The following is a 22,673-nucleotide window of genomic DNA, read 5'->3' as shown; positions in this document are numbered from 1 at the left end:
GGGAGAGGAGTCATGTGCATTCGATGTTCGCGCCGGCAGTGGCTGGCGGGAGCCGGGGTTCTGGTCCTGGCGGGACTGGTCGGTTGTGACGGAAATGCGCCTGTGGGGGTGCAGGCGGGGGCGGCACCGGCGGTGCTGGATGCCGACGCGGAGTGCGCAGTCTGTGGCATGCGCGTACGGGGTTTTCCCGGCCCGAAGGCCCAGGCGATCGCACTGGTGGGACAGCAGCGCCGCTCCCTGTTCTTCTGTTCGACGCGCGATTTCTTCGCCTTCGTCCAGCAGCCCGAGAACAGGCAGGCGCAGGCAGCGTTGTATGTCCAGGACATGACTGGCGCCGACTGGAACAGGCCCGAGACGGCGCCCTGGATTCCGGCGCATGACGCTTTCTACGTACCCAGCCGCAAGTTGACGGGGGCGATGGGGCCGACGTTCGCGGCTTTCGCCACACGGGAAGCCGCAGGCAAGTGGGCAGGGGAGCAGGGCGAGAGCGAAGTGCTGGGCTTCGCGGAAATCGACCAAGGCCGTGTGATGGGACTGGGGGAGGGCCATCACCACCACTGACGGAAGCATCCCGGCCCCGCTGTGGCCGGGCCTTTTCTACCGATCGGGTGAGTCGACACTGAGACCTCATCCGAGGTGCTACGACTAAAGTCGTCTGGAGCGCTTGCACCAGAGTCCTACAGTAGGCATCGACGATATCCGCGTCATCCCCGCTGTGAGGACAAAAACAAAATGAACGACAGCATTTACCAGCGGATTGATACCAATCCGCGCTTCAAAGAACTGGTGGCCAAGCGTGAGCGATTCGCCTGGCTGCTGTCCCTCGTAATGCTTGGCCTGTACGTACTCTTCATCCTCCTGATTGCCTTCGCACCGCAACTGCTGGGCGCCCGCATCAGCGCCGAATCCTCGGTCACCTGGGGTATCCCCATGGGTGTCGGGCTGATCGTCTCCGCCTTCGTCCTGACTGGTATCTATGTGCGCCGCGCCAACGGCGAGTTCGACCGTCTGAACCAGCAAATCCTCAAGGAGGCCCAGCAATGATCGCTCGCCTGTTCGCCGCTCTCGGGCTGGCCGCCTTCGCCCCCGCCCTGTGGGCCGATGCCCTGACCGGAGATGTGCAGCGCCAGCCGCTGAACGTTTCCGCCATCGTCATGTTCGTCGGTTTCGTCCTCTTCACCCTGGGCATCACCTACTGGGCCTCCAAGCGCAACCGCTCGGCGGCCGATTTCTACACCGCCGGCGGCAGCATCACCGGCTTCCAGAACGGCCTGGCGATCGCCGGCGACTACATGTCCGCCGCTTCCTTCCTGGGTATTTCCGCCCTGGTCTACACCTCGGGCTACGACGGCCTGATCTACTCCATCGGCTTCCTGGTCGGCTGGCCGGTCATCCTCTTCCTGATAGCTGAACGCCTGCGCAACCTCGGCAAGTACACCTTCGCTGACGTTGCGTCCTACCGGCTCGGCCAGAAGCAGATCCGCATCCTGTCCGCCTGCGGTTCGCTGGTGGTGGTGGCTTTCTACCTGATCGCGCAGATGGTCGGCGCCGGCAAGCTGATCGAGTTGCTGTTCGGCCTCAACTATCACGTCGCCGTGGTCCTGGTCGGCTGCCTGATGGTGCTCTACGTGCTGTTCGGTGGCATGCTGGCGACCACCTGGGTGCAGATCATCAAGGCCGTGCTGCTGCTCTCCGGCGCCACCTTCATGGCGGTCATGGTGCTCAAGCACGTCAACTTCGACGTCAGCACCCTGTTCTCCGAAGCCATCAAGGTTCACCCGAAAGGTGAGGGCATCATGAGCCCCGGCGGCCTGGTGAAGGACCCGATCTCGGCCTTCTCCCTCGGCTTCGCGCTGATGTTCGGCACCGCCGGCCTACCGCACATCCTGATGCGCTTCTTCACCGTCAGCGACGCCAAGGAAGCGCGCAAGAGCGTGTTCTTCGCCACCGGCTTCATCGGCTACTTCTACATCCTGACCTTCATCATCGGCTTCGGCGCGATCCTGCTGGTCAGCACCAACCCGGACTTCAAGGACGCCACCGGCGCGCTGCTCGGCGGCACCAACATGGCGGCGGTGCACCTGGCCAATGCCGTGGGCGGCAGCCTGTTCCTCGGCTTCATCTCCGCCGTGGCCTTCGCCACCATCCTCGCGGTGGTTGCCGGCCTGACCCTGTCCGGCGCCTCGGCCGTGTCCCATGACCTGTACGCCAGCGTGATCAAGGGCGGCAAGGCCAACGAGAAGGATGAACTGCGCGTTTCCAAGATCACCACCGTGACCCTCGGCGTGGTGGCCATCGCGCTCGGCATCCTGTTCGAGAAGCAGAACATCGCCTTCATGGTCGGCCTGGCCTTCTCCATCGCCGCCAGCTGCAACTTCCCGGTACTGCTGCTCTCGATGTACTGGAAGAAGCTGACTACCCGTGGCGCCATGATCGGCGGCTGGCTGGGCCTGATCACCGCGGTTGGCCTGATGATCCTCGGCCCGACCATCTGGGTTCAGATCCTCGGTCACGAGAAAGCCATCTACCCGTACGAGTACCCGGCGCTGTTCTCCATGGCCGTGGCCTTCGTCGGCATCTGGTTCTTCTCGATCACCGACAAGTCGACCGCTGCAGACGAAGAGCGCGCGCGCTTCCTCCCGCAGTTCATTCGTTCGCAGACCGGCCTGGGTGCCAGTGGCGCGGTAGCCCACTGAGCCATCGGCTGTAACGCCAGTGCGCGGAAGCTGGAGGCAGACCCTGCCTCCAGCTTCTGCCTTTGTGGATCGGGTTGAGCGATGTCCGAGAACTTCAATTTCGCCTGTCCCCCGTTCGATCAGCTGCGCGGCCACGAGCGCGAGCAACTGCGCGATGCGCTGAGCGTCGGCTATTACACCGACGGCGAAGTGCTGCTCGAAGCAGGCTCGGCGGTGCCGGGGCTGTTCATCCTGCTCAAGGGCATCATCGAGGAACGCGGCGAGGACGGCCGGCTGTTCGCCCAGTACGGCGCGGAAGACCTGTTCGATATCCGCGGGCTGTTCTCCGGCAGCAGCAAGCACCGTTACCAGGCGGTGGAAGAAAGCATCGTCTACGAGCTGCCCGCCACCGTGTTCCATTCGCTCTGCGCGGGCAATCCAGGATTTGCCCGCTACTTCCAGGCCAACCTCGCCAGCAAGCGCCAGCTCGCCCAGCGCGATGGTCAGAACCTGGCCGAATTCATCCTTACCCGTATCGCTCGCGAGCACCTGTTGCCGGCGCTTGAGGTGGATGCCGGTTTCCCCCTCGGCGATGCCGCGCGCCTGCAGTTGAGCCGTGGCGCCGACGCCCTGCTGGTACGCGTCGATGGCGAGATGGGCATCATCACCCGTACCGACCTGATGACCGCGCACTTCCGCGACGGCCGCTCCGAGCAGGAGCCGGTCGGCCCGCTGGCGCACGGTCCGCTGGCCTGCGTCGAGCTGGGCGATTTCCTCTTCGACGCGATGATTCTGATGACCCGCCTGCGCATCGAGCGCGTCGCCGTGCGCGAGGATGGCGAGGTGATCGGCCTGTTGCACCTGACCCAGGTGCTCAGCCTGTTCTCCACCCATTCCCATGTGCTGGCCATGCGCATCGCCCGCGCCGACAGCGAGGACGAACTGCGCAGCGCGGCGGAAGCCCTGCACAGCCTGATCGCCACCTTGTCCGGCAACGGCATCCGCCTGCGTTTCATCATGCAACTGGTCAGTACCCTCAACGAGCAACTGCTCGAACGGTTGTTCGAGATCCAGGTGCCGCCCGCGCTGCGTGGCCGCTGCTGCTTGCTGGTGATGGGCAGCGAGGGGCGCGGCGAGCAACTGCTGAAGACCGACCAGGACAACGCCCTGATCCTCGCTGACGATGTGCCGGTGGAGCAGGGGTTGCGAATGATGGAACGCTTCACTGCCGCGCTGCTGGAGTTCGGCTATCCGCCATGCCCGGGCGGTGTGATGGCCAGCCGCGCCGAGTGGTGTAAACCGATCTCCGCCTGGCTGCGCGAACTCACCCAGACGCAACTGGAAGGCTCCCCGGAGCAACTGCTGCGCCTGTCGATCCTCGCCGACGCCTGGCCGGTGGCCGGTAATCGCCAGCTGTTCGAACCGCTGCGCCAGGGCCTGACCGATTTCGCCGTGGATGGCGAGCGCTGGCTGGGTGGTATCGCCGCGGCGGCGCTGCAGTTCGATACGCCGCTGACCTTCCTCGGCCAGTTGAAGACTTCGGATGCGCACCTCGATGTGAAGCGAGGCGGCATCTTCCCCATCGTCCACGGCAGCCGCGCCCTGGCCCTGCGCGAAGGACTGGAGGTGCGCGGCACCCTGGCCCGATTGGCCGAGCTGAAGGAACGCGGGGTGCTGGACGAAGCCCTGGCCGACAATCTTGCCGAGTCCTTCGAGCTGTTCCTGCACCTGCGCCTGGTCCAGCAGCTCGACGGCGCCCGCGACGGTCGTGCGCACGGCCTGGACGTCTCGCGCCTGAACCGTCATGACCGCGACCTGCTGCGCTTCGGCCTGCACGTGGTGAAGAAATTCAAGCAGAGCCTGGCCCGGCAATTCCATCTGGAGACGCGATGAACGCTTGCGTGAAGATCCCCGCCCACCAGTGGTCAGGCTGGCGCCGCCGCCTGTACTGGTGCCTGAACGCCCCGGAGGATGCCGAGGAAATCGTTTCCATCGACCTCGAAACCACCAGCCTGGACCCGCGCAACGCGGACATCCTGAGCATCGGCGCGGTACTGATCCGGCGCGGCAAGATGATCCTCGGCGAGCGCCTGGAGCTGCTGGTCGAGCCGCCGCCGAGCCTGGACGGCGAGTCGATCCGCATCCACAAGCTGCGCCGCGCCGATCTGCAGGGGCAACTGCCGCTGGCCGAGGCGCTGCGCCGGCTGCTGGACTTCATCGGCGACCGGCCGCTGCTTGGCTACTACCTGTCCTTCGACGTCGCCGTGCTCAAGCGGCACCTGCGCGAGCAACTGGGCGAGCCGCTGGACAACCCGCGCATCGAGGTTTCCGGGCTGTATCACCGCAAGGTCAGCCGGCGCTTTCCCGATCTGCACCTGGACCTGCGCTTCGATACCCTGGCGCGCACGCTGGATATCCCGGTGCATGGCCGGCACACCGCGCTGGGCGATGCGCAGGCGGTGGCGCTGATGTTCCTGCGCCTGCGCAAGGGATCGCTGCCGCGCCACGTCGCCTGAGCCACTGGTGCGAACGGGTGCGTTTGCTACGAACCTGTAGGAGCCAGCTTGCTGGCGATCCGGATTCATCCGCAACACGGGAACTGCCGGCCGGCTCGGATGATCGCCAGCAAGCTGGCTCCTACCAAAGCGCCGGAAATTTCCGTGAATCTTCTCCGTACGAGTCAGTCGGAATAAACAGGAGCGGCTGACTCAGCCATCCCATCCCGACGAAGATTCCCCTGTTCATTGCCGTGTACAGGGAAAGGAGAGATGCCATGAGCCTCGGAACCATACTCCTGATCATCCTGATCCTTATCCTGATTGGCGTACTGCCGGTTTATCCCCACTCGCGGAGCTGGGGCTACGGCCCAACGGGTGGTGTCGGCGTCGTGCTGGTAGTCCTGCTGGTGCTGGTTCTGTTGGGAGCAATCTAGCCACCAATCAGGAACTTTCCTTCGTTCTCCTCGCAAAAGTGATTCGTTGCACAGCCGTTTTCCCCAGCACGAACTAACATATCCGGGCATTTGCTGACTGGGGAGGCAGAGAATGCTGGGTTCTTTGATGATCGGGCTGGGGGTGGCTGGGCTGGCGGTACAGCTCAGTCTCGGTCTTCTGTTGTGGCCGCACTGGGGCGACGGGGGCGTCCTGACGCGCGCCGTCGATGCCACGCTGTACTGGCAGTTCGTTTTCCTGATCCCGTCGCTGCCGCTGGCTTTCGGCGTGTTCCTGCTGCGTTACCGGGTGCGCTGTGTCGACCAGTTCAGGAGCGAGCGGGTCAACTGCGCGGCCTTTCTGCTGGTCTCCGCCGGGGTCGCCCTGGTGCTGGGCAAGGCGCTGGCGCTGCTCGTTGGTTGAGATCAGCACCAACGCTTTGCCGGTGCCATTCAGGACTCTGATATGACCGCTGGACAACGGTTGCCTTGATTACACTTCGGTCCATTCCCTGGACACGCAAGAAGGCAACCTCCCTATGCAAAACCGCATGATGATTACCGGCGCCGGTTCCGGCCTTGGTCGTGAAATCGCCCTGCGCTGGGCCCGTGAAGGCTGGCAGCTGGCGCTGGCCGACATCAGTGACGCTGGCCTCAACGAAACCCTCCGGCTGGTGCGCGCCGCCGGCGGCGACGGCTTTGTCCTGCGCTGCGACGTGCGCGACTATAGTCAACTGACCGCCCTGGCGCAGGCCTGCGAGGAGCGTTTCGGCGGCGTCGATGTCATCGTCAACAACGCCGGCGTGGCTTCCGGCGGCTTCTTCGATGAACTGACCCTGGAAGACTGGGACTCGCAGATTTCGATCAACCTGATGGGCGTGGTCAAGGGCTGCAAGGCCTTCCTGCCGCTGCTGGAGCGCAGCAAGGGCAGGATCGTCAATATCGCCTCGATGGCGGCGCTGATGCAGGGGCCGGCGATGAGCAACTACAACGTCGCCAAGGCCGGTGTGGTGGCGCTGTCGGAAAGCCTGCTGGTCGAACTCGCGGCGCTCGGCGTGGGCGTGCATGTGGTCTGCCCGTCGTTCTTCCAGACCAACCTGCTCGACTCCTACCACGGCCCAAGCGCGGCCATGAAGGGGCAGATCGGCAAGCTGCTGGAAAGCTCGCCGATCACCGCCAGCGATATCGCCGACTACATCTACCAGGAAGTCGCCCGCGGAAGCTTCATGATCCTGCCCCACGAGCAGGCACGCATGGCCTGGCAGGCCAAGCAGAAGAACCCGCAGACGATCTATGACGAGATGGCCCGGGTAGCGGAGAAAATGCGCTCCAAACGTGGCGTCGAAGCCTGAGCGAGGCCGCGCCGGACGGGCGTTTCGCACCCTTTCGGTGCATCTGAAAATCATGCTTGCCCAGTCCGGTGCAAAAGGGTAGGTTAAGTCACCGGCCTGCCTGCCGATGTACGTTGGACCCCAGTGAGAGCCCCGCCATTTTCGCGGGGCTTTTGCTTTTTCGGTGGTCCGGCGCCGGCAATCCGCTCATCTTCTCTCCGCCTCACTTTCCCCGCCCGCATCGCCTGTGTTAGAAGGCAGCCTCCCGATTTCTGGAGTGATGGCGTGCAGCCCGAATCCATCGTCTACGGATGCATCCGCGACTGGCCCGGCGACTCGATGGAGTGCCGCATGCGCCGGGCGGTCAATCGCAAGGTGCTGGACAGCCTGCCGCAGGGCGAGGCCTGGCCGTTCATCGGCCGCGAGATGTTCAGCCGCTGCGAGCAGGCCGGCGCGGGGTTGTACCAGTCCCAGGTGATCCACTTCGGCGCCAGCTACCAGGCCATCGAGTACGAGTGGAGCCTGTGGGTGGAGCAGTTCGAGAACCTGCTGCGCCGGCTGTACTGGGCCAGCGCGGTGGTGCATCTGGAAACCGAACTGAACGGCTGCCACACCTTCCGCTGGGATTCGGAGCGTGGCTACCACGCGCCCCATGAAGGCGACCTGCGCGTGCGCTGTGCCTGGGAGCGCGAAGGCGGCCTGCGTAACTGATGCCCGACGAGGAAAGGGAATGCTGAATTACCTGTGGTTCATCATCGCCGCGTTCTGCGAGATCGGCGGTTGCTATGCCTTCTGGATGTGGCTGCGGATGGACCGGAGCCCGCTGTGGCTGGTGCCGGGGATGCTCAGCCTGGCAGTGTTCGCGCTCCTGCTGACCCGCGTCGAAGCGGCCTATGCCGGGCGCGCCTACGCCGCCTACGGCGGTATCTATGTGGCTGCTTCGCTGTTCTGGCTGGCGATCATCGAGCGCAGCCGGCCGCTGCTCAGCGACTGGCTGGGTGTTGCGCTCTGTGTGGTGGGTGCCAGCGTGATCCTGTTCGGGCCGCGGGCCAGCGCCTAGATCTGTTGACGATCTCGCGAGCTAGAGCAGAACAAGGCGAGAACGGGCGAGGGTGACGTAGTAAATGAGCACCCCGAGCCCGTTCTCAACGCAGTTATGCCGACGCGCAGCAGATCGAAGCCTCAGAAACGGATGCGGCCGGTGAAGGCATCCTTCAGCATCACCCAGTCGCCCATGAACGACCACAGCGGGTACTTGAAGGTGGCGGGGCGGTTCTTCTCGAAGACGAAGTGGCCGACCCAGGCAAAGCCATAGCCGACCACGGGCAGCGCCAGCAGCCACAGCCACTGCTGGCTGCCGATGGCGTAGACAAGCAGGGTGATGACCAGCAGGCTGCCGAGATAGTGCAGGCGCCGGCATACCGGGTTGCTGTGTTCCTGCAGGTAGTATGGGTAGAACTCGGCGAAGCTGTGGAAGCGCTCGGTAGTCTGGGTGCTCATGCTGCACCTCCTGTTGTTTTTCGGCCGATCTCAGAATGCCATTCTAGTCTCGCCCGCAGCGCATCCACATTCGTCTGAATGATCCGCCAATCACTGGGTGAATACGGCCGTGTCAGTGCCGCCAGAAAGCCGGGGTCAGCAGCACCAGCACGGTGATGATCTCCAGCCGGCCGAGCAGCATGCCGCCGGAGAGCAGCCACTTGGCGGCGTCCGGCAGCGGCGCGAAGTTGCCTGCCGGGCCGATGATCGGGCCCATGCCCGGGCCGACGCCGGCCACCGTGCTGGCGGCTCCGGTGAGCGAGGTCATCCAGTCCAGGCCGAGGAACGACAGGCCGAGCGCCAGCAGCCCTACGGTGGCGCCGAAGAAGAACGAGAAGGTCAGGATCGAGCGGACGATTTCCTCGTCCAGCGGGTGACCGTTGTAGTTCTGGCTGATCACCGCGCGCGGGTGGATCAACTGGTAGAGGTTGGCGCGCAGCAGGATGAAGGCGACCTGGAAGCGGAAGATCTTGATCCCGCCGGCGGTGGAGCCGGAACAGCCGCCGACGAAGCCCAGATAGAAGAACAGCATGATCGAGAAGTGGCCCCACATGCTGTAGTCGCCGAGGGCGAAACCGGTGGTGGTGACCACCGAGGTGACGTTCACCGCGACGATGCGGAAGGCGTCCAGCCAGGCCATGTCGGAGGTCACCGAGTACCAGGTGCCCATCACCACCCAGGTGAATACCAGCACGCCGATGAAACCGTGCACCTGGTGATCCCTGATCAGCGCCCGGCGGTTGCCGCGCAGGGTGGAGACGTACAGCACGAAGGGCAGGCTGCCGAGGATCATCACCACCACCGCGGTCCAGTGCACGGCGGGCTGGTGCCACTTGGCCAGGGACTGGTCGGAGGTGGAAAAACCGCCGGTGGAGATCGCCGACATTGCATGGTTGAGCGCGTCGAACAGGCTCATCCCGGCCCAGTGGAAGGCCAGGGTGCCGAGCAGGGTGATGCCGACGTACACCCCGACGATGTACTTGGCAACCATGTGCGAGCGCGGCATGACCTTTTCCGAGCGGTCCGACGACTCGGTCTGGAACAGGCGCATGCCACCGATGCGCAGCATCGGCAGGATCGCCACCGCCATGCCGATGAAGCCGATGCCGCCCAGCCAGTGCAGCAGCGAGCGCCAGATGAGGATGCCCGGCGACATGTTGTCCAGCCCGCTGAGCACGGTGGAACCGGTGGCGGTGATGCCCGACATGCTCTCGAAGAAGGCGTCGGTGTAGCTGATGTGCTGGGTGAAGACGAACGGCAGGGCGGCGAAGATGCACACCAGCAGCCAGCTCGACACCGTCAGCATGTACATGTCCCGCGGGCGCAGGTGCGCATGCTCGGGGCGGCCCGGGAGGACCAGGCCGAGGCCGGCGGTGAAGGTGATGATGCTCGACCAGATGAAGGCGTGCAGGTCGCCGGTGCGGTCGAAATGGATCAGCGTCCCTATCGGAACGAGCATGCTGATGGCCAGGGTGATCAGGAAAATGCCGATGATGTATCCGAGGGTGCGTAGGGTCGGCAGGGCCATTTAGGCAAGCTCAGCGGTCAGGAACCGGCCATTTTACCTGGCGCCGGGGGAGAGTAAACGGGCTGCTCGCATCATCGAATCCCTCGGCCTGGCAGCGGAGGCGGGCAGATGCGAACTGTTTGCGTCTACAATGTGCGCCTCGTATCTGTCAGGAGGTAGCCCATGGAGGCTTTCGACGCGCTGCTCAACCGTGTTTCCCATGCCCGTCTGAGCGAGCCGGCGCCCACCGCGCAGCAGTTGGACCGGTTGTTCCGCGTTGCCCTGCGCGCCCCGGACCATGGACAACTGCGCCCCTGGCGCTTCCTCACCATCGCCGGCGAGGCGCGGGCGCGGCTGGGTGAGCTGTTCGCCCAGGCTACTCTCGCCGCCAATCCGGATGCCACGCCGGATGCGCTGGACAAGGCGCGCGCCATGCCGATGCGCGCACCGCTGCTGGTAGTGGCAATCGCCCGCCTGCAGGATCACCCGAAGGTGCCGGAAGTCGAGCAACTGCTGGCGGCCGGCTGTGCGGCCCATGGGTTGGTCCAGGCGGCCTATACCGAGGGGCTGGGCGGCATGTGGCGCACCGGGGCGATGGCCTATGACCCGGTGGTCCATCAGGGGCTGGGTCTGGCGGCGAACGAGCGCATCGTCGGCTTCGTCTACCTGGGCACACCGATCGGGGAACTGCGCCGGCCGGTATCGCTGGAGCCGGCGGAGTTCGTCAGCGTCTGGGAAGGCTGAGTAGGGGCGGGCTGCAATGCCCATCGTAGGTTGGCGCTGAGCAACGCGAAGCCCAACATCGCCATCGTTGGGCTTCACTGCGTTCAGCACCAACCTACGTGAGTTATGGCCCACCCGACGCCTCAGGGAGGGCGAGGCGGTTCAGGCGTGCCGATGCACCGGCAACTCCACACTCGCCACGAACCCTCCATCCGGATGATTGGCCAGATACAACCGCCCGTTATGCCGCTCGATGGCCCGGCTGGCGATGGCCAGGCCCAGGCCGTGGCCGGGGCTGGTCTGGTTGGGGGCGCGGAAGAACGGTTCGCCCAGCTGCGCCAGATGCTCTTCGCTGGCTCCCGGGCCGTGGTCGCGGATGCGGATTTCCACCTGCTCGCCGGCAAGGCTGGCTTCGACTTCCAGCGGCTGGCCGGCAGGGTTGAAGCGCAGGGCGTTGCGCAGCAGATTGTCGAGGGCGCGTTCGAGCATGTCCGGCCAGCCTTCCACGCCCAGACCTTCGGTGACCTGCAACTGGATGTGCTGCTCGGGCGCCAGTAGCTGGGCGTCCGCACGCAGGCGTTCGAGCAGCGGCAGCAGTTCGATGCGGCTGGCTGGGCCGGGGTCGGCGTCGAGGCGGGCGAGGGCGAGGATTTCGCTGATCAGCGCTTCCAGGCGGTCGCACTCCTGCTCCAGGCGCGGCCACATGCTGGCCCGCTCTTCCGGGCCGGCGCGCTCGGCAAGCGCCAGGGCGATGCGCAGGCGCGCCAGCGGCGAGCGCAGTTCGTGGGAGACGTCGCGCAGCAACTGGCGCTGGCTGCTGATCAGGCGCTGCAGGCGCGCGCCCATGCGGTTGAAGTCGCGGGCGAGGACGCCCAGTTCGTCGCCGCGGTTTGCCAGGCGCGCCAGGCTGTCCTGCTGGTAGGTGGTCTGGCCGAGGTCGTGCACGGCACGGCGCAGGCGGTTCAGCGGACCGGTGATGGATAGCGTCAGCCACAGGCTGAACACGGTGAGGATCACCAGCGCGATGCCCAGCGCGCTCAGTGGCCAGAGCAGGCTGCCGTGCTGCCACTCTTCCAGCGCCCGGGTGGGAATCCGGTAGACGAACAGGTAGGTGTGGTCGCTGTCGGCGCTGGTGTATTCCTGGCTCAACTGGCGCCAGGGGAAGCGCGGCAGCTTCTCGCGGTCGAACGCCGGGTGCGGGCGGGGCGGTCGTGGCGGATAGGTGCCATGGACCAGGCGCTCGCCACTTTCGTCGAATACCTGTACCGAGAGACTGAAATCCCTGCGGCGCTGTTCCAGCAGGTGTTGGGCGGCATCCGCACCCTGGGTTTCGTAGAGAGCGGTCCACTGCTCGGCGAGGTCGATCAGGCCGGGGTAGCGGGCGATGATCCAGGCGTCCTGGTTCAGCGCGCGGCCAAGCAGGATCGACAGGCCAGCCACCAGCAGCAGGGCGAGCCAGAAGGCGGCGAGGATTCGCCAGAAGAGGGAGCGCATGGTTTTCCTGTTCAGCCGCATCTCTGATCATTTCGAACGCAGAAAAACGCGCCGGTGGGGAGCCGGCGCGTTTTCTCTGGCTGTCGTCAGTTAGTTGCCCTTGGCGTCCTTCTGCGCTTTCCATTCCTGGAATTCGGCCCATTCGGCCTTGCGCTGTTCGCGTTTCTTCTGCAGTTCGTCGTACTTCTTCTGCTGTTCCGGGGTGAGCAGGGCGCGGATGTCCTTCTGGGTCTTCTCGCGGCTGGCCTTCAGCTCGTCTGCCATTGCCTTGCGGTCGGCTTCAGGCAGCTTCTGCATGTAGCGCTCGGTGATCTCGTGGCGGGATTTCATGCCTTCGCCCATCAGCTTGCCCATCTGCTGGCGCTGTTCGCGGGTCAGGTCGAGGTCCCGCATCATGCCGTGCCCGCCGCCGTAGCGGTAGCCATGGCCGTGGCCTTCCATCATCGCGCCCTTCGGCGGCATCGCATCGGTGGAGGCCGGGGAGGCGGCCAGGGCGACGGTCGGCAGGGTAGCTGCGATCAGCAGGGCGGTCAGAGTCTTGCGCATCGTGTGTCTCCTTTGAGGGACCGGTCGTTACCGGTTGAGCTCAGTCTAGGGTCCGCAAGGTCAAGGGCGGTCAGCCGCCGGTAAAGCTTCGGTAAAGATTGTGTGAGGGGCCGACGGCTTCCGTCAGGGCGCGTAGAAGTAGCCGCGTCCGCGCAGCGCCAGGATGCGCGGGCGGCCGTCCGGATGGGCGCCGAGCTTCTTGCGCAGGTTGCTGACGTGCATGTCCAGGCTGCGGTCGTAGAGGGTCAGCTTGCGCCCGAGGGCGAGCTGGGCCAGCGCCTGTTTGTCCAGCGGTTCGCCGGGCTGGCGCAGCAGCGCTTCGAGGATGCGGGATTCGGAAAGGGTGAGACTGACTTCATGCTCGCCGGTGGAGGCCACGCCGCGAGTGAGATTCAGCGTCAGGTCGCCCAGCTCCATCTGCGCCGTGGGTTGTGCCGGGTGACTGCGGCGCAGCACGGCGCGCAGGCGTGCCGTCAGTTCACGCGGATCGCAGGGCTTGGCCAGGTAGTCGTCGGCGCCGAGTTCCAGGCCGAGGATGCGGTCCAGCGGTTCGCCGCGTGCCGAGAGCATCAGCACCGGCAGGTCGGGATGTTCGCTGCGCAGTTGCTTGAGCAGTTCCAGGCCGCTGCCGTCGGGCAGCATCACGTCGAGGACGATGGCGTCCGGCGTGCGGCTGGCCAGGGCGGTGCGCGCCTGGGCGCCATCGTGGCTGGCGCGCACGCTGAAACCTTCCTGGATCAGCCAGGTGCACAACAGTTCGCATAGTTCGCGATCGTCGTCGATCAGCAGCAACTCACTCATGCTTCATTTCTTTCAGTTAAGCCACTCGCGGCGCTGGCGACGGCGACCGCGGCTGAGGGCGCCAAGCATGAAGGCCAGCAGGGCGGTGGCGGCGCCGGTGACGTACCAGGTCTGCTCTTCATTCAGCAGGCGTTCCGGCTGGCGGGTCTGGACATCGTGCAACTGCTGCTTCAGGCGCTGGTTCTCCTGGCGCAGCCGGGCCAGTTGGGCGCTGTCGCTGCTGGCGCTCTGCAGTTGCACGGCCAGTTCGTTGCGATGCCGCTCGCTTTCCGCAAGGCGCTGTTCAAGCGTGGCCGGCTGCTCGGCTGCAACGCTGGCTTCCTCGGCGTGCAGGGCAGGGGCAAGGGACAGGGCGGCGAACAGGAACGGCGGGTAATGACGATGCATCGGAACTCCTTGTGCGATGAAATCCGTGGCCATCCCTGCTGCTCCAGGCGGGGAGCCTTGCTCCCGTGCGATTGCGCGGTGCTTCCGTGCACCGGCAATCCGTTCCTTTAGGTTCTGTACGAAAAGTGCCTGCGCTCGGTGATGCTTCGTTAAAAACCGGTTCGGAATGCTCATTTACAGCTCGTAAACTCCGCTTCCTCACCGGTTTTTGCCTCGCCTGACCTTCGCTCGGCGACTTTTCGTACAGAACCTAAGGCAGGACCTTCTTGAACGGCTTGACCACGACTTCGCTATAGACACCGGCGGCGCGGTAAGGGTCCGCGTCGGCCCAGGCCTGGGCGGCGGCGAGGGAGTCGAATTCGGCGACGATCAGGCTGCCGGTGAAGCCGGCGGCGCCCGGGTCGTTGCTGTCGATCGCCGGGTGCGGGCCGGCCAGTACCAGGCGGCCTTCTTCCTTCAGCTGTTCGAGACGGGCGAGGTGGGCCGGGCGCGAGGCCAGGCGGCGTTCCTGGGATGCGGGAATGTCGCGGGCGATGATTGCGTAGAGCATGTCAGTCCTTGGGCTTTTCGCCGGTGGGGGCGTCGTGCATGTGGCGGGCCAGGAAGACGCCCTGGCCGATCAGGAAAATCAGGGTCATGCCCAGGCTGCCGAACACCTTGAAGTCCACCCAGATGCTCTGGAAGGTGAAGGCGACGAACAGCTGGACGCAGCCGCAGATGAGGAAGAACAGGACCCAGGCGATGTTCAGGCGGTTCCACAGCAACTCATCCATCTGCACGGCGTGGCCCATGATGCGCTGGATCAGCGGGCGGTCGCCGATGAAATGGCTGGCGGCGAAGCCGAGGGCGAACAGCCAGTTGACCACCGGCGCCTTCCACTTGAGGAAGGTTTCGCTGTGGAACGCCAAGGTCATGCCGCCGAACACCAGGCAGGCGGCGAGGGTCAGCCACTGGCCCTTGTCCAGCCTGCGCTGCTTGAGCAGCAGGGCGCCGTAGACGATCACCGAGGTGCCGATCAGCACGGCAGTGGCGCTGAAGATGCCGCCGACGCTGAAGGATTGTCCGGCGAATTCGATATTGCGCGGGTCCAGCTTGTAGACGATGAAGAACAGGATGAGGGGGATGAAATCGATGAATTGCTTCATTGCGGCAGCCAGAGCCCAGGAGAGTCGGCATAATACCAACCTCCGGAAGTTGTGAAACAGTCATCTGTCTCTTCCAGGTCCCGCCGGGATCGGCCCGTTGGCCGCAAAGGCCGTCCGGATCGGTGTTCGCGCCGTGTGTGGCGACGCCGGAACGTCTATACAGAAGCGTATACAGAAAAGAAGCCCCCTTGCCCGGGATTGCCCATGCGTGTCGATCTGCATTGCCATAGCACCGCCTCCGATGGCCAGTTGCCGCCCGCGGCCGTCGTCGCCCGCGCCCACGAGCGCGGCGTGCGCCTGCTCGCGCTGACCGACCATGACACCGTCGAAGGGCTGGCCGAAGCCCGGTCCGCCGCCGACCGGCTGGGCGTCGAGCTGGTGAATGGCGTGGAGCTGTCCTGCACCTGGGGCGGGGCGACCATCCATGTGCTCGGCTACGCCTTCGATACCGCTGCCGAACCGCTGGTCCGTGCGCTGGACGACCTGCATCGCGGCCGCTGGTCGCGGGCCGAGGAGATCGGCCGGCGCCTGGAAGCCAAGGGCATGCCCGGTGCCTTCGAGGGCGCACGGGCGGTCCAGCGTGAGCTGGGCGACAGCGAGAATGCTCCGGCGCGCCCGCATTTCGCCGAATTCCTGGTGCGCGCCGGCTACGTCGGCGAACGTGCCGATGCCTTCCGCAAGTGGCTCGGCGCCGGCAAGCTGGGCGACGTCAAGCAGCACTGGCCGAGCCTGGCCGACGCCGTCGGCACGCTGCGCGAAGCCGGTGCCTGGATCAGCCTGGCGCACCCGTACCACTACGACTTCACCCGCACCAAGCGGCGCAAGCTGATCGCCGAATTCATCCAGGCCGGCGGGCACGCCATCGAAGTGGTCAACGGGCCGCAATCGGCCGATCAGGTCGGCGTGCTGAGCATCCTTGCCCGCGAATTCGGCCTGATGGTCACCGCGGGCAGCGACTTCCACGGACCGAGCGACTGGTCCGAGCTGGGTTCGTACCGGCCGCTGCCGGAAGATTTGCCGCTGCTCTGGCCACGTTTCGCCAGCGCGGAAACCGTTATCGCTAAGGAGAGCCAATGAGTCAGTTCTTCCAGATTCATCCGGAGAACCCGCAACCGCGCCTGGTCAAGCAGGCCGTAGAGATCGTCCGCCAGGGCGGGGTGATAGCCTATCCCACCGACTCTTCCTATGCGCTGGGCTGCCGCATCGGCGAGAAGGCGGCGGTGGAGCGTATCCGCCGCATGCGCAAGCTGGACGACAAGCACAACTTCACCCTGGTCTGCCGCGACCTGTCCGAGCTGGGCCTGTACGCCAAGGTCGATACCCGCCTGTTCCGCCTGCTCAAGTCGCACACGCCGGGGCCGTACACCTTCATCCTCAACGCCACCCGCGAGGTGCCGCGCATGCTGCTGCACCCCAAGCGCCGCACCATCGGCCTGCGCGTGCCGAGCTGCCCGATCGCCCTGGCCCTGCTCGAAGAGCTCGGCGAGCCGCTGATGAGCGTGAGCCTGATCATGCCCGGTGACAGCGAGCCTCTGCACGATCCCCACGAGATGCGCCACGTGCTGGAACACCTGGTGGATCTGGTGATCGATGGCGGATTCGGCGGCGGCGAGGCTTCCACGGTGATCAGCCTGACCGACGAGGAGCCTGTGGTGGTGCGGGTCGGTTGCGGCGATCCGACGCCGTTCGAGACCGCCGAGTAGGCCGCGTGAGCGAAACCTCCCGGCTTTCGCGAGGCTGAGCATTTGGCCAGCATCGATTCCGAGCGCCGCGTGCTGTCCGCCATGCGGCCCATCGGGCGTCTGCACCTTGGGCACTACCATGGCGTGCTGCGCGACTGGGTCAGGCTGCAGCACGAGTACGAGTGCTTCTTCTCCATCGCCGACTGGCACGCGCTGACCACCGAATACGCCGAGACCGACGGCATCCGCCAGCACGTCTGGGAGATGGCCGTGGACTGGCTGTCGGTCGGCCTGAGCCCGAGCGCGGCGACCCTGTTCATCCAGTCCCAGGTGCCCGAGCACGCCGAGCTGTACCTGCTGCTGTCGATGATCTGCCCGCTGCCCTGGCTGGAACGGGTGCCGACCTACAGGGAGCTGCAGGAGCGGCTCAGCCACAAGGACCTGTCCAGCCTCGGCTTCCTCGGTTACCCGCTGCTGCAGGCGGCGGACATCCTGATCTATCGCGCCGGGCAGGTGGCGGTGAAGGCGGAGCAGCAGGTGCATGTGGAGTTCGCCCGCGAGATCGCCCGGCGCTTCAACCACCTGTATGGCGGCGAGGACGATTTCGAGGAGAAGGCGCTGGTCGCCGTCTCCCGGCTCGGCAAAAAGGGCGCGCGGCTGTACACCAGCCTGCGCAAGACCTGGCAGGAACAGGGCGACGAAGAAGCCCTGGAAACCGCGCGGGCGCTGGTCAAGGAGCAGCAGAGCATGACCCTCGGCGACCGCGAGCGGCTGTTCGGCTATCTCGAAGGCGGTGGCCGCGTGCTGTTGCCCGAACCCCAGGCGCTGCTCGGCGATGCCGTGCAGATGCCGGGGCTGGACGGCCGGAAGATGTCCCGCGTGCACGACAACCTCATCACCCTGCGCGACAGCGACGCCGAAGTGGTGGAAAAGATTTCCCGCATGCCCACCGACCCGGCCCGCGTACGCCGCCACGATCCCGGCGAACCGCAGCGCTGCCCGGTCTGGCAGTGGCACCAGTTGTATTCCGACGAAGGCTGCCGCAAGTGGGTGGAAGAGGGCTGCCGCAGCGCCGGCATCGGCTGCGTCGACTGCAAGCGGCCGGTGATCGAGGCGGTCCGGCTGGAGCTCAAGCCGATCCAGGAACGCGCGCTGGACTACGAGGACAACCCCGAACTGGTCCGCAGCATCCTCGCCGAAGGCGCGGAACGCGCCCGCGAGTCGGCCCGCGAGACGCTGGTCGAGGTGCGCGAGGCGATGGGGCTGGCGTACCGGTGAGCAATGCCGAGGTACGCTCCACGTAGGTTGGCGCTGAGCCTGCGAAGCCCAACGATGCCATGTCCGACAAATGTTGGGCTTCACTGCGTTCAGCGCCAACCTACGGGCGTTCCTATAAACAACACCTGGCTGCGCAAAGCAGGGATAATGCCGCCCAACCCAACTTGCGCCAGACGAGTGGCCGATGAGCACGATGACCGAGCCGGAAAACACCTCCGACGCCGTGGAATACCGCGAGCCGATGCAGCTCGCGCTGGTCTACGGCGAAGCGCTCACCGAGATGCCGCAGGACCTGTACATCCCGCCGGATGCCCTGGAAGTCTTCCTGGAAGCCTTCGAAGGCCCGCTGGACCTGCTGCTCTACCTGATCCGCAAGCAGAACATCGACATCCTCGACATCCCGGTGGCGGAGATCACCCGCCAGTACATGGGCTACGTCGAGCTGATGAAGACCGCGCGCCTGGAGCTGGCCGCGGAATACCTGGTGATGGCAGCCATGCTCGCCGAGATCAAGTCGCGCATGTTGCTGCCGCGCTCGTCGGCGGCCGAGGACGAGGAAGATGACCCGCGCGCCGAGCTGATCCGCCGCCTGCAGGAGTACGAGCGCTTCAAGAAGGCCGCCGGGGATATCGACGAACTGCCGCGCGAGGGCCGCGATTACATCGTGCCGACGGTCATGGCGCCGGAAGCGCGGGCGCGCAAGCTGCTGCCGGAAGTCAGCCTGCAGGAGCTGATGCTCAGCCTGGGCGAGGTGCTGCGCCGCGCCGATCTGTTCGAAAGCCACCAGGTCACGCGGGAAATGCTCTCCACCCGCGAGCGCATGAGCGAAATCCTCGAACGCCTCAAGGGCGCCGGTTTCGTGCCGTTCATCCAGCTGTTCCGGGTCGAGGAAGGGCGCCTTGGCGTGGTGGTGACCTTCATGGCGATCCTCGAACTGGTCAAGGAACAACTGCTGGAACTGGTGCAGAACGACGCCTTCGCGCCGATCCATGTCCGCGCCCGGGTCGACGAAGGCGGCGAGGGCGAGATGGAAGCCCTGGACGATGAGCCGGAGTTTCCGGACGAGCCGGAAATCGTCGAAGGCGACGAAGTTGACGACCTGCTCTGAGCTCCTGGCTTATCATCGCCATTCGAAATAACTCCACGAGCGCCCCGATGAACCTCTCCGATCCCCAAGAACTGGCGACCCTGCTCGAAGGCATACTGCTTGCCGCCGGCAAGCCCATGTCGCTGGAGCGCCTTGGCGAGCTGTTCGAGGAAGAGGAGCGGCCGGAGCCGAAGCAACTGCGCGACGCCCTCGCGATCCTGGCGCTGTCCTGCGCCGGGCGGGCCTTCGAGCTGAAGGAAGTGGCCTCCGGCTATCGCCTGCAGATTCGCGAGCGCCTGGCGCCGTGGGTCGGCCGGCTCTGGGAGGAGCGCCCGCAGCGTTATTCCCGCGCGCTGCTGGAAACCCTGGCGCTGATCGCCTATCGCCAGCCGATCACCCGTGGCGAGATCGAGGATGTGCGCGGCGTGGCGGTGAACACCCAGATCGTCAAGACGCTGATGGACCGCGAGTGGATCCGTATCGTCGGCTACCGCGAAGTGCCCGGCCGGCCGGCGATGTTCGCCACCACCCGGGCGTTCCTCGACTACTTCAACCTGAAGAGCCTGGAAGAGCTGCCGCCGCTGGCGGAAATCCGCGAGATGGAGCCCGAGCCGGAACCGATCCCGCTGCCGCCGCCGGTTTCCAGCGAAATGCTCGACGAGGACTACATACCGCCGTCGATCCAGGCCCTGGCCGACCTGGCGCTGCGCGAGGCGGGCGAGGAGCCCGAGGCACCGCCGGAAGCGGCCGAGCCGAAGGAAGAAACCAGTTTCCGCAGCCTGCTCGTCGAACTGGACGAGATGGAACAGGGTCTGAAGACCGACTTCGACGACCTGATCGACCTGCCGCCCGTCGAGCCGCGCGATGCTGCCGGACCGCTGCCAGCGGAGGCGCCGAGCGCAGCGCCCGCGCCTGCGACACCGGTCGTCGCCATTCCGGAGCCGGAAGACGACTATGACGAAGAACGTGCCCTCGCCGAAGCCATGCGCGAGGAAATGGAAGCCCTGGCCCGCGACCGCGACGGCTGACCGTCAACGGGCTGTTGACTTCCGCGGGCCACACGACGACCTTATGCCGCGCGCCGGGCTGGCGTGGGCGACCGAGTATTTCGGGGGGAGTCGTCCGGCATGGCCCGGGCCGATGAATCCGAACCCATCCCAAACTTCCTGCAGCAGGCCGGCGCCACGCGCGGGCCGCTGAGTGCCCATATGAAAACGATCCAGTTCAGTCGCGCCTGTGCGCTCGGCCTCGCCATCGCGCTGGCCAGCGCTTCCCTGTCCGCCGCCGAAGCGCCCGTCCCGCTGCCCGGGCAGTCCAGGGATGCCTTCATCGACGGCCTGATGCAGCGCATGACCCTCGAAGAGAAGATCGGCCAGCTGCGTCTGGTCAGCGTCGGCGCCGACCATCCCAAGCCGGTGTTGCAGGAAGAGATCCGCGCCGGCATCACCGGCGCCGTGTTCAACACCGTGACCCGCCCCGGCATCCGCGTGCTGCAGGACGAGGCCATGAAGAGCCGGCTGAAGATCCCGCTGTTCTTCGCCTACGACGTGGTCCACGGCCACCGCACGGTATTCCCCATCGGCCTCGGCCTGGCCGCCAGCTGGGACATGGAGGCGATCGCCCAAAGCGCGCGGGTGTCGGCCATCGAAGCCAGCGCCGACGGCCTCAACCTGACCTTCTCGCCCACCGTCGACATCGCCCGCGACCCGCGCTGGGGCCGGGTTTCCGAAGGCTTCGGCGAAGACACCTGGCTGACCAGCCGGATCGCCGGCGTGGTGGTCAGGGCCTACCAGGGCGAAGGCCTGGACAGGCCGGGCACGATCATGGCTGGGGTCAAGCATTTCGCCCTGTATGGCGCGGGCGAGGGCGGTCGCGACTACAACACCGTCGACATGAGCCCGCAGCGCATGTTCCAGGACTACCTGCCGCCATACCGCGCGGCCGCCGATGCCGGCGCCGGCTCGGTGATGGTGTCGCTGAACAGCATCAACGGCGTGCCGGCCAGCGCCAACAAGTGGCTGCTGCAGGATCTGCTGCGCCAGCAGTGGGGCTACAAGGGCCTGACCCTGAGCGACCACGGCGCGGTGAAGGAACTGATCCAGCACGGCGTCGCCGGCAGCGAGCGCGAGGCGGTGAAACTGGCGATCAAGGCCGGCGTCGACATGAACATGAACGACGACCTCTACCGCAACCATCTGCCGGAGCTGGTGAAGGCCGGCGAGGTCAGCGAGAGCGACATCGACCGCGCCTGCCGCGAAGTGCTCGTGGCCAAGTACGAGATGGGCCTGTTCCACGATCCGTACCGCTACCTGCAGGGCAGGGACCCGGTGGACACCGACGCCGAAGACCGCCTGCACCGCGAGGTGGCGCGCGAGGTGGCGCGCAAGGGCATGGTGCTGCTGAAGAACCAGGGCGACGTGCTGCCGCTGAAGCGCCAGGGCACCATCGCCGTGATCGGCCCGCTGGCCGACAGCAAGCGCGACGTGATGGGCAGTTGGTCGGCGGCCGGCAAGGCCAAACAGGCGGTGAGCGTGCTGCAGGGCATGCAGAATGCCATCGGCGACCGCGCGCAGCTGATCTATGCGAAGGGCGCCAACGTCACCGACGATCCGGAAATCCTCGCCTACCTCAACGAATACAACCCCGATGTCGTCGTGGGCCCGCGCAGCCCGCAGGCGATGCTGGTGGAAGCGGTCGAGGCGGCGAAGCAGGCCGATGTTGTCGTCGCGGTGGTCGGCGAATCCCAGGGCATGGCCCACGAGGCGTCGAGCAAGACCAACCTGCGCATCGCCACCAGCCAGGTCGAGATGCTCAAGGCGCTCAAGGCCACCGGCAAGCCGCTGGTCATGGTGCTGATGAACGGCCGGCCGATGGACCTGCGCTGGGAAAGCGAGAACATGGATGCCGTCCTGGAAACCTGGTTCAGCGGCACCGAAGGCGGCAACGCCATCGCCGACGTGCTGTTCGGCGACTACAACCCGTCCGGCAAGCTGCCGATGTCCTTCCCGCGCTCGGTGGGCCAGGTGCCGATCTACTACAATCACCTGAACACCGGCCGGCCGTTCGACCACCAGAACCCGAACAAGTACACCTCGCGCTACTTCGACGCCGCCAACGGCCCGCTGTACCCGTTCGGCTTCGGGCTCAGCTACACCGGTTTCAGCGTCTCGGATGTGACCCTTTCCGCCGACAAGATTGGCAAGGACGACACCCTGACCGCGAAGGTGACGGTGAAGAACACCGGCAAGCGCGCCGGCGAAACCGTGGTGCAGCTGTATGTGCAGGACGTGGCCGCGTCGATCAGCCGCCCGGTCAAGGAGCTGAAGAACTACCGCAAGATCATGCTCAAGCCGGGCGAGTCGAAGGACGTCGAGTTCATGCTGCGCGAGCAGGACCTGCGCTTCTACGACAGCAACCTGCGCTACGCCTCCGAGCCGGGCGACTTCAAGGTCTACATCGGCCTGGATTCGCAGGATGTGAAGGAAGGGAAGTTCACTCTGCTGTAAGGACCGGGGTTGTGGCGGGTTGCACCCGCCCTACACCCAGCGC

The 22,673-nt window shown here is 65.7% G+C and carries 25 protein-coding genes; 17 read left to right on the top strand and 8 right to left on the bottom strand.

Annotation, left to right across the window (positions count from 1 at the left end):
• Positions 1–12: 12 nt before the first annotated feature.
• From JFY56_RS04110 to JFY56_RS04065, 10 genes are all read left to right on the top strand, one after another.
• Positions 13–561: a nitrous oxide reductase accessory protein NosL gene (locus JFY56_RS04110; protein ID WP_208312186.1), complete on the top strand. Its 549-nt coding sequence runs from the start codon at positions 13–15 to the stop codon at positions 559–561.
• 171 nt (positions 562–732) lie between these two features.
• Entirely contained in the window at positions 733–1,044 is a 312-nt protein-coding gene (locus JFY56_RS04105; protein ID WP_208312185.1) for a DUF485 domain-containing protein, read from the top strand.
• Entirely contained in the window at positions 1,041–2,696 is a 1,656-nt protein-coding gene (locus JFY56_RS04100; protein WP_208312184.1) for a cation acetate symporter, read from the top strand. Before JFY56_RS04105 ends, JFY56_RS04100 begins: the two co-directional genes overlap by 4 nt.
• An 81-nt stretch (positions 2,697–2,777) precedes the next feature.
• A complete protein-coding gene (locus JFY56_RS04095) occupies positions 2,778–4,568 on the top strand; it encodes a DUF294 nucleotidyltransferase-like domain-containing protein (RefSeq protein WP_208312183.1) in 1,791 nt (596 codons plus the stop codon).
• Positions 4,565–5,191 carry a 3'-5' exonuclease gene (locus JFY56_RS04090; RefSeq protein ID WP_208312182.1) on the top strand — a complete coding sequence of 209 codons (627 nt, stop codon included), beginning with the start codon at positions 4,565–4,567 and terminating at the stop codon, positions 5,189–5,191. The genes JFY56_RS04095 and JFY56_RS04090 overlap by 4 nt, the downstream gene beginning before the upstream one ends.
• A gap of 257 nt (positions 5,192–5,448) precedes the next feature.
• Positions 5,449–5,607, top strand: coding sequence for a DUF3309 family protein (locus JFY56_RS04085; protein WP_208312181.1), 159 nt, complete (start codon positions 5,449–5,451; stop codon positions 5,605–5,607).
• A gap of 112 nt (positions 5,608–5,719) precedes the next feature.
• Entirely contained in the window at positions 5,720–6,028 is a 309-nt protein-coding gene (locus JFY56_RS04080) for a hypothetical protein (RefSeq protein WP_208312180.1), read from the top strand.
• 115 nt (positions 6,029–6,143) lie between these two features.
• Positions 6,144–6,956: an SDR family oxidoreductase gene (locus JFY56_RS04075; RefSeq protein WP_208312179.1), complete on the top strand. Its 813-nt coding sequence runs from the start codon at positions 6,144–6,146 to the stop codon at positions 6,954–6,956.
• A gap of 264 nt (positions 6,957–7,220) precedes the next feature.
• A complete protein-coding gene (locus JFY56_RS04070) occupies positions 7,221–7,646 on the top strand; it encodes a hypothetical protein (RefSeq protein ID WP_208312178.1) in 426 nt (141 codons plus the stop codon).
• A 19-nt stretch (positions 7,647–7,665) separates the two neighbouring features.
• Positions 7,666–7,995 (top strand): YnfA family protein, encoded by a 330-nt coding sequence (locus JFY56_RS04065; protein WP_208312177.1) that lies wholly within the window; start codon positions 7,666–7,668, stop codon positions 7,993–7,995.
• Between the two features lie 122 nt (positions 7,996–8,117).
• Here JFY56_RS04065 and JFY56_RS04060 read toward each other — a convergent pair whose 3' ends face one another.
• Both JFY56_RS04060 and JFY56_RS04055 read right to left on the bottom strand, forming a co-directional pair.
• The gene (locus JFY56_RS04060; protein ID WP_208312176.1) at positions 8,118–8,435 is read right to left on the bottom strand and encodes an Mpo1-like protein; all 318 of its coding nucleotides are present in this window, start codon (positions 8,433–8,435) and stop codon (positions 8,118–8,120) included.
• Positions 8,436–8,547: 112 nt separating this feature from the next.
• On the bottom strand, positions 8,548–10,002 hold the full coding sequence (locus JFY56_RS04055) for a TrkH family potassium uptake protein (protein WP_208312175.1): 1,455 nt from the start codon (positions 10,000–10,002) through the stop codon (positions 8,548–8,550).
• 162 nt (positions 10,003–10,164) lie between these two features.
• Here JFY56_RS04055 and JFY56_RS04050 point away from each other — a divergent pair, with 162 nt between their 5' ends.
• On the top strand, positions 10,165–10,725 hold the full coding sequence (locus tag JFY56_RS04050; protein WP_208312174.1) for a nitroreductase family protein: 561 nt from the start codon (positions 10,165–10,167) through the stop codon (positions 10,723–10,725).
• Positions 10,726–10,866: 141 nt separating this feature from the next.
• Here the strand turns inward: JFY56_RS04050 and JFY56_RS04045 are convergent, their stop codons facing one another.
• From JFY56_RS04045 to JFY56_RS04020, 6 genes are all read right to left on the bottom strand, one after another.
• Positions 10,867–12,198, bottom strand: a complete 1,332-nt coding sequence (locus JFY56_RS04045) for a sensor histidine kinase (protein ID WP_208312173.1) — start codon at positions 12,196–12,198, stop codon at positions 10,867–10,869.
• Positions 12,199–12,288: 90 nt separating this feature from the next.
• The gene (locus JFY56_RS04040; RefSeq protein ID WP_208312172.1) at positions 12,289–12,744 is read right to left on the bottom strand and encodes a Spy/CpxP family protein refolding chaperone; all 456 of its coding nucleotides are present in this window, start codon (positions 12,742–12,744) and stop codon (positions 12,289–12,291) included.
• 123 nt (positions 12,745–12,867) lie between these two features.
• The gene (locus JFY56_RS04035) at positions 12,868–13,545 is read right to left on the bottom strand and encodes a response regulator transcription factor (protein WP_208312171.1); all 678 of its coding nucleotides are present in this window, start codon (positions 13,543–13,545) and stop codon (positions 12,868–12,870) included.
• A 12-nt stretch (positions 13,546–13,557) separates the two neighbouring features.
• Entirely contained in the window at positions 13,558–13,932 is a 375-nt protein-coding gene (locus tag JFY56_RS04030; protein WP_208312170.1) for a translation initiation factor 2 (IF-2, GTPase), read from the bottom strand.
• Between the two features lie 250 nt (positions 13,933–14,182).
• A complete protein-coding gene (locus JFY56_RS04025) occupies positions 14,183–14,482 on the bottom strand; it encodes a YciI family protein (protein WP_208312169.1) in 300 nt (99 codons plus the stop codon).
• Between the two features lies 1 nt (position 14,483).
• The gene (locus JFY56_RS04020) at positions 14,484–15,077 is read right to left on the bottom strand and encodes a septation protein A (protein ID WP_208312168.1); all 594 of its coding nucleotides are present in this window, start codon (positions 15,075–15,077) and stop codon (positions 14,484–14,486) included.
• Between the two features lie 204 nt (positions 15,078–15,281).
• Between JFY56_RS04020 and JFY56_RS04015 the strand changes: the two genes are divergently transcribed.
• From JFY56_RS04015 to bglX, 6 genes are all read left to right on the top strand, one after another.
• Positions 15,282–16,154, top strand: a complete 873-nt coding sequence (locus JFY56_RS04015; protein ID WP_208312167.1) for a PHP domain-containing protein — start codon at positions 15,282–15,284, stop codon at positions 16,152–16,154.
• Positions 16,151–16,780 (top strand): L-threonylcarbamoyladenylate synthase, encoded by a 630-nt coding sequence (locus tag JFY56_RS04010; RefSeq protein WP_208312166.1) that lies wholly within the window; start codon positions 16,151–16,153, stop codon positions 16,778–16,780. Before JFY56_RS04015 ends, JFY56_RS04010 begins: the two co-directional genes overlap by 4 nt.
• Positions 16,781–16,822: 42 nt before the next feature.
• Positions 16,823–18,037 (top strand): tryptophan--tRNA ligase, encoded by a 1,215-nt coding sequence (locus tag JFY56_RS04005; RefSeq protein WP_208312165.1) that lies wholly within the window; start codon positions 16,823–16,825, stop codon positions 18,035–18,037.
• 313 nt (positions 18,038–18,350) lie between these two features.
• Positions 18,351–19,145 (top strand): segregation and condensation protein A, encoded by a 795-nt coding sequence (locus JFY56_RS04000; protein WP_208312510.1) that lies wholly within the window; start codon positions 18,351–18,353, stop codon positions 19,143–19,145.
• Positions 19,146–19,192: 47 nt separating this feature from the next.
• Positions 19,193–20,152, top strand: coding sequence for an SMC-Scp complex subunit ScpB (gene scpB / locus JFY56_RS03995; RefSeq protein ID WP_208312164.1), 960 nt, complete (start codon positions 19,193–19,195; stop codon positions 20,150–20,152).
• Positions 20,153–20,332: 180 nt separating this feature from the next.
• Positions 20,333–22,630, top strand: coding sequence for a beta-glucosidase BglX (gene bglX, locus JFY56_RS03990; protein WP_208312163.1), 2,298 nt, complete (start codon positions 20,333–20,335; stop codon positions 22,628–22,630).
• The last annotated feature ends 43 nt before the right edge of the window (positions 22,631–22,673 follow it).

This window comes from Pseudomonas schmalbachii (assembly GCF_017589465.1).
Taxonomy (GTDB): Bacteria; Pseudomonadota; Gammaproteobacteria; order Pseudomonadales; family Pseudomonadaceae; genus Pseudomonas; species Pseudomonas schmalbachii.
The sequence above is the reverse complement of the archived record's forward strand: the minus strand, read 5'-3'. Positions and strand labels throughout refer to the sequence as shown.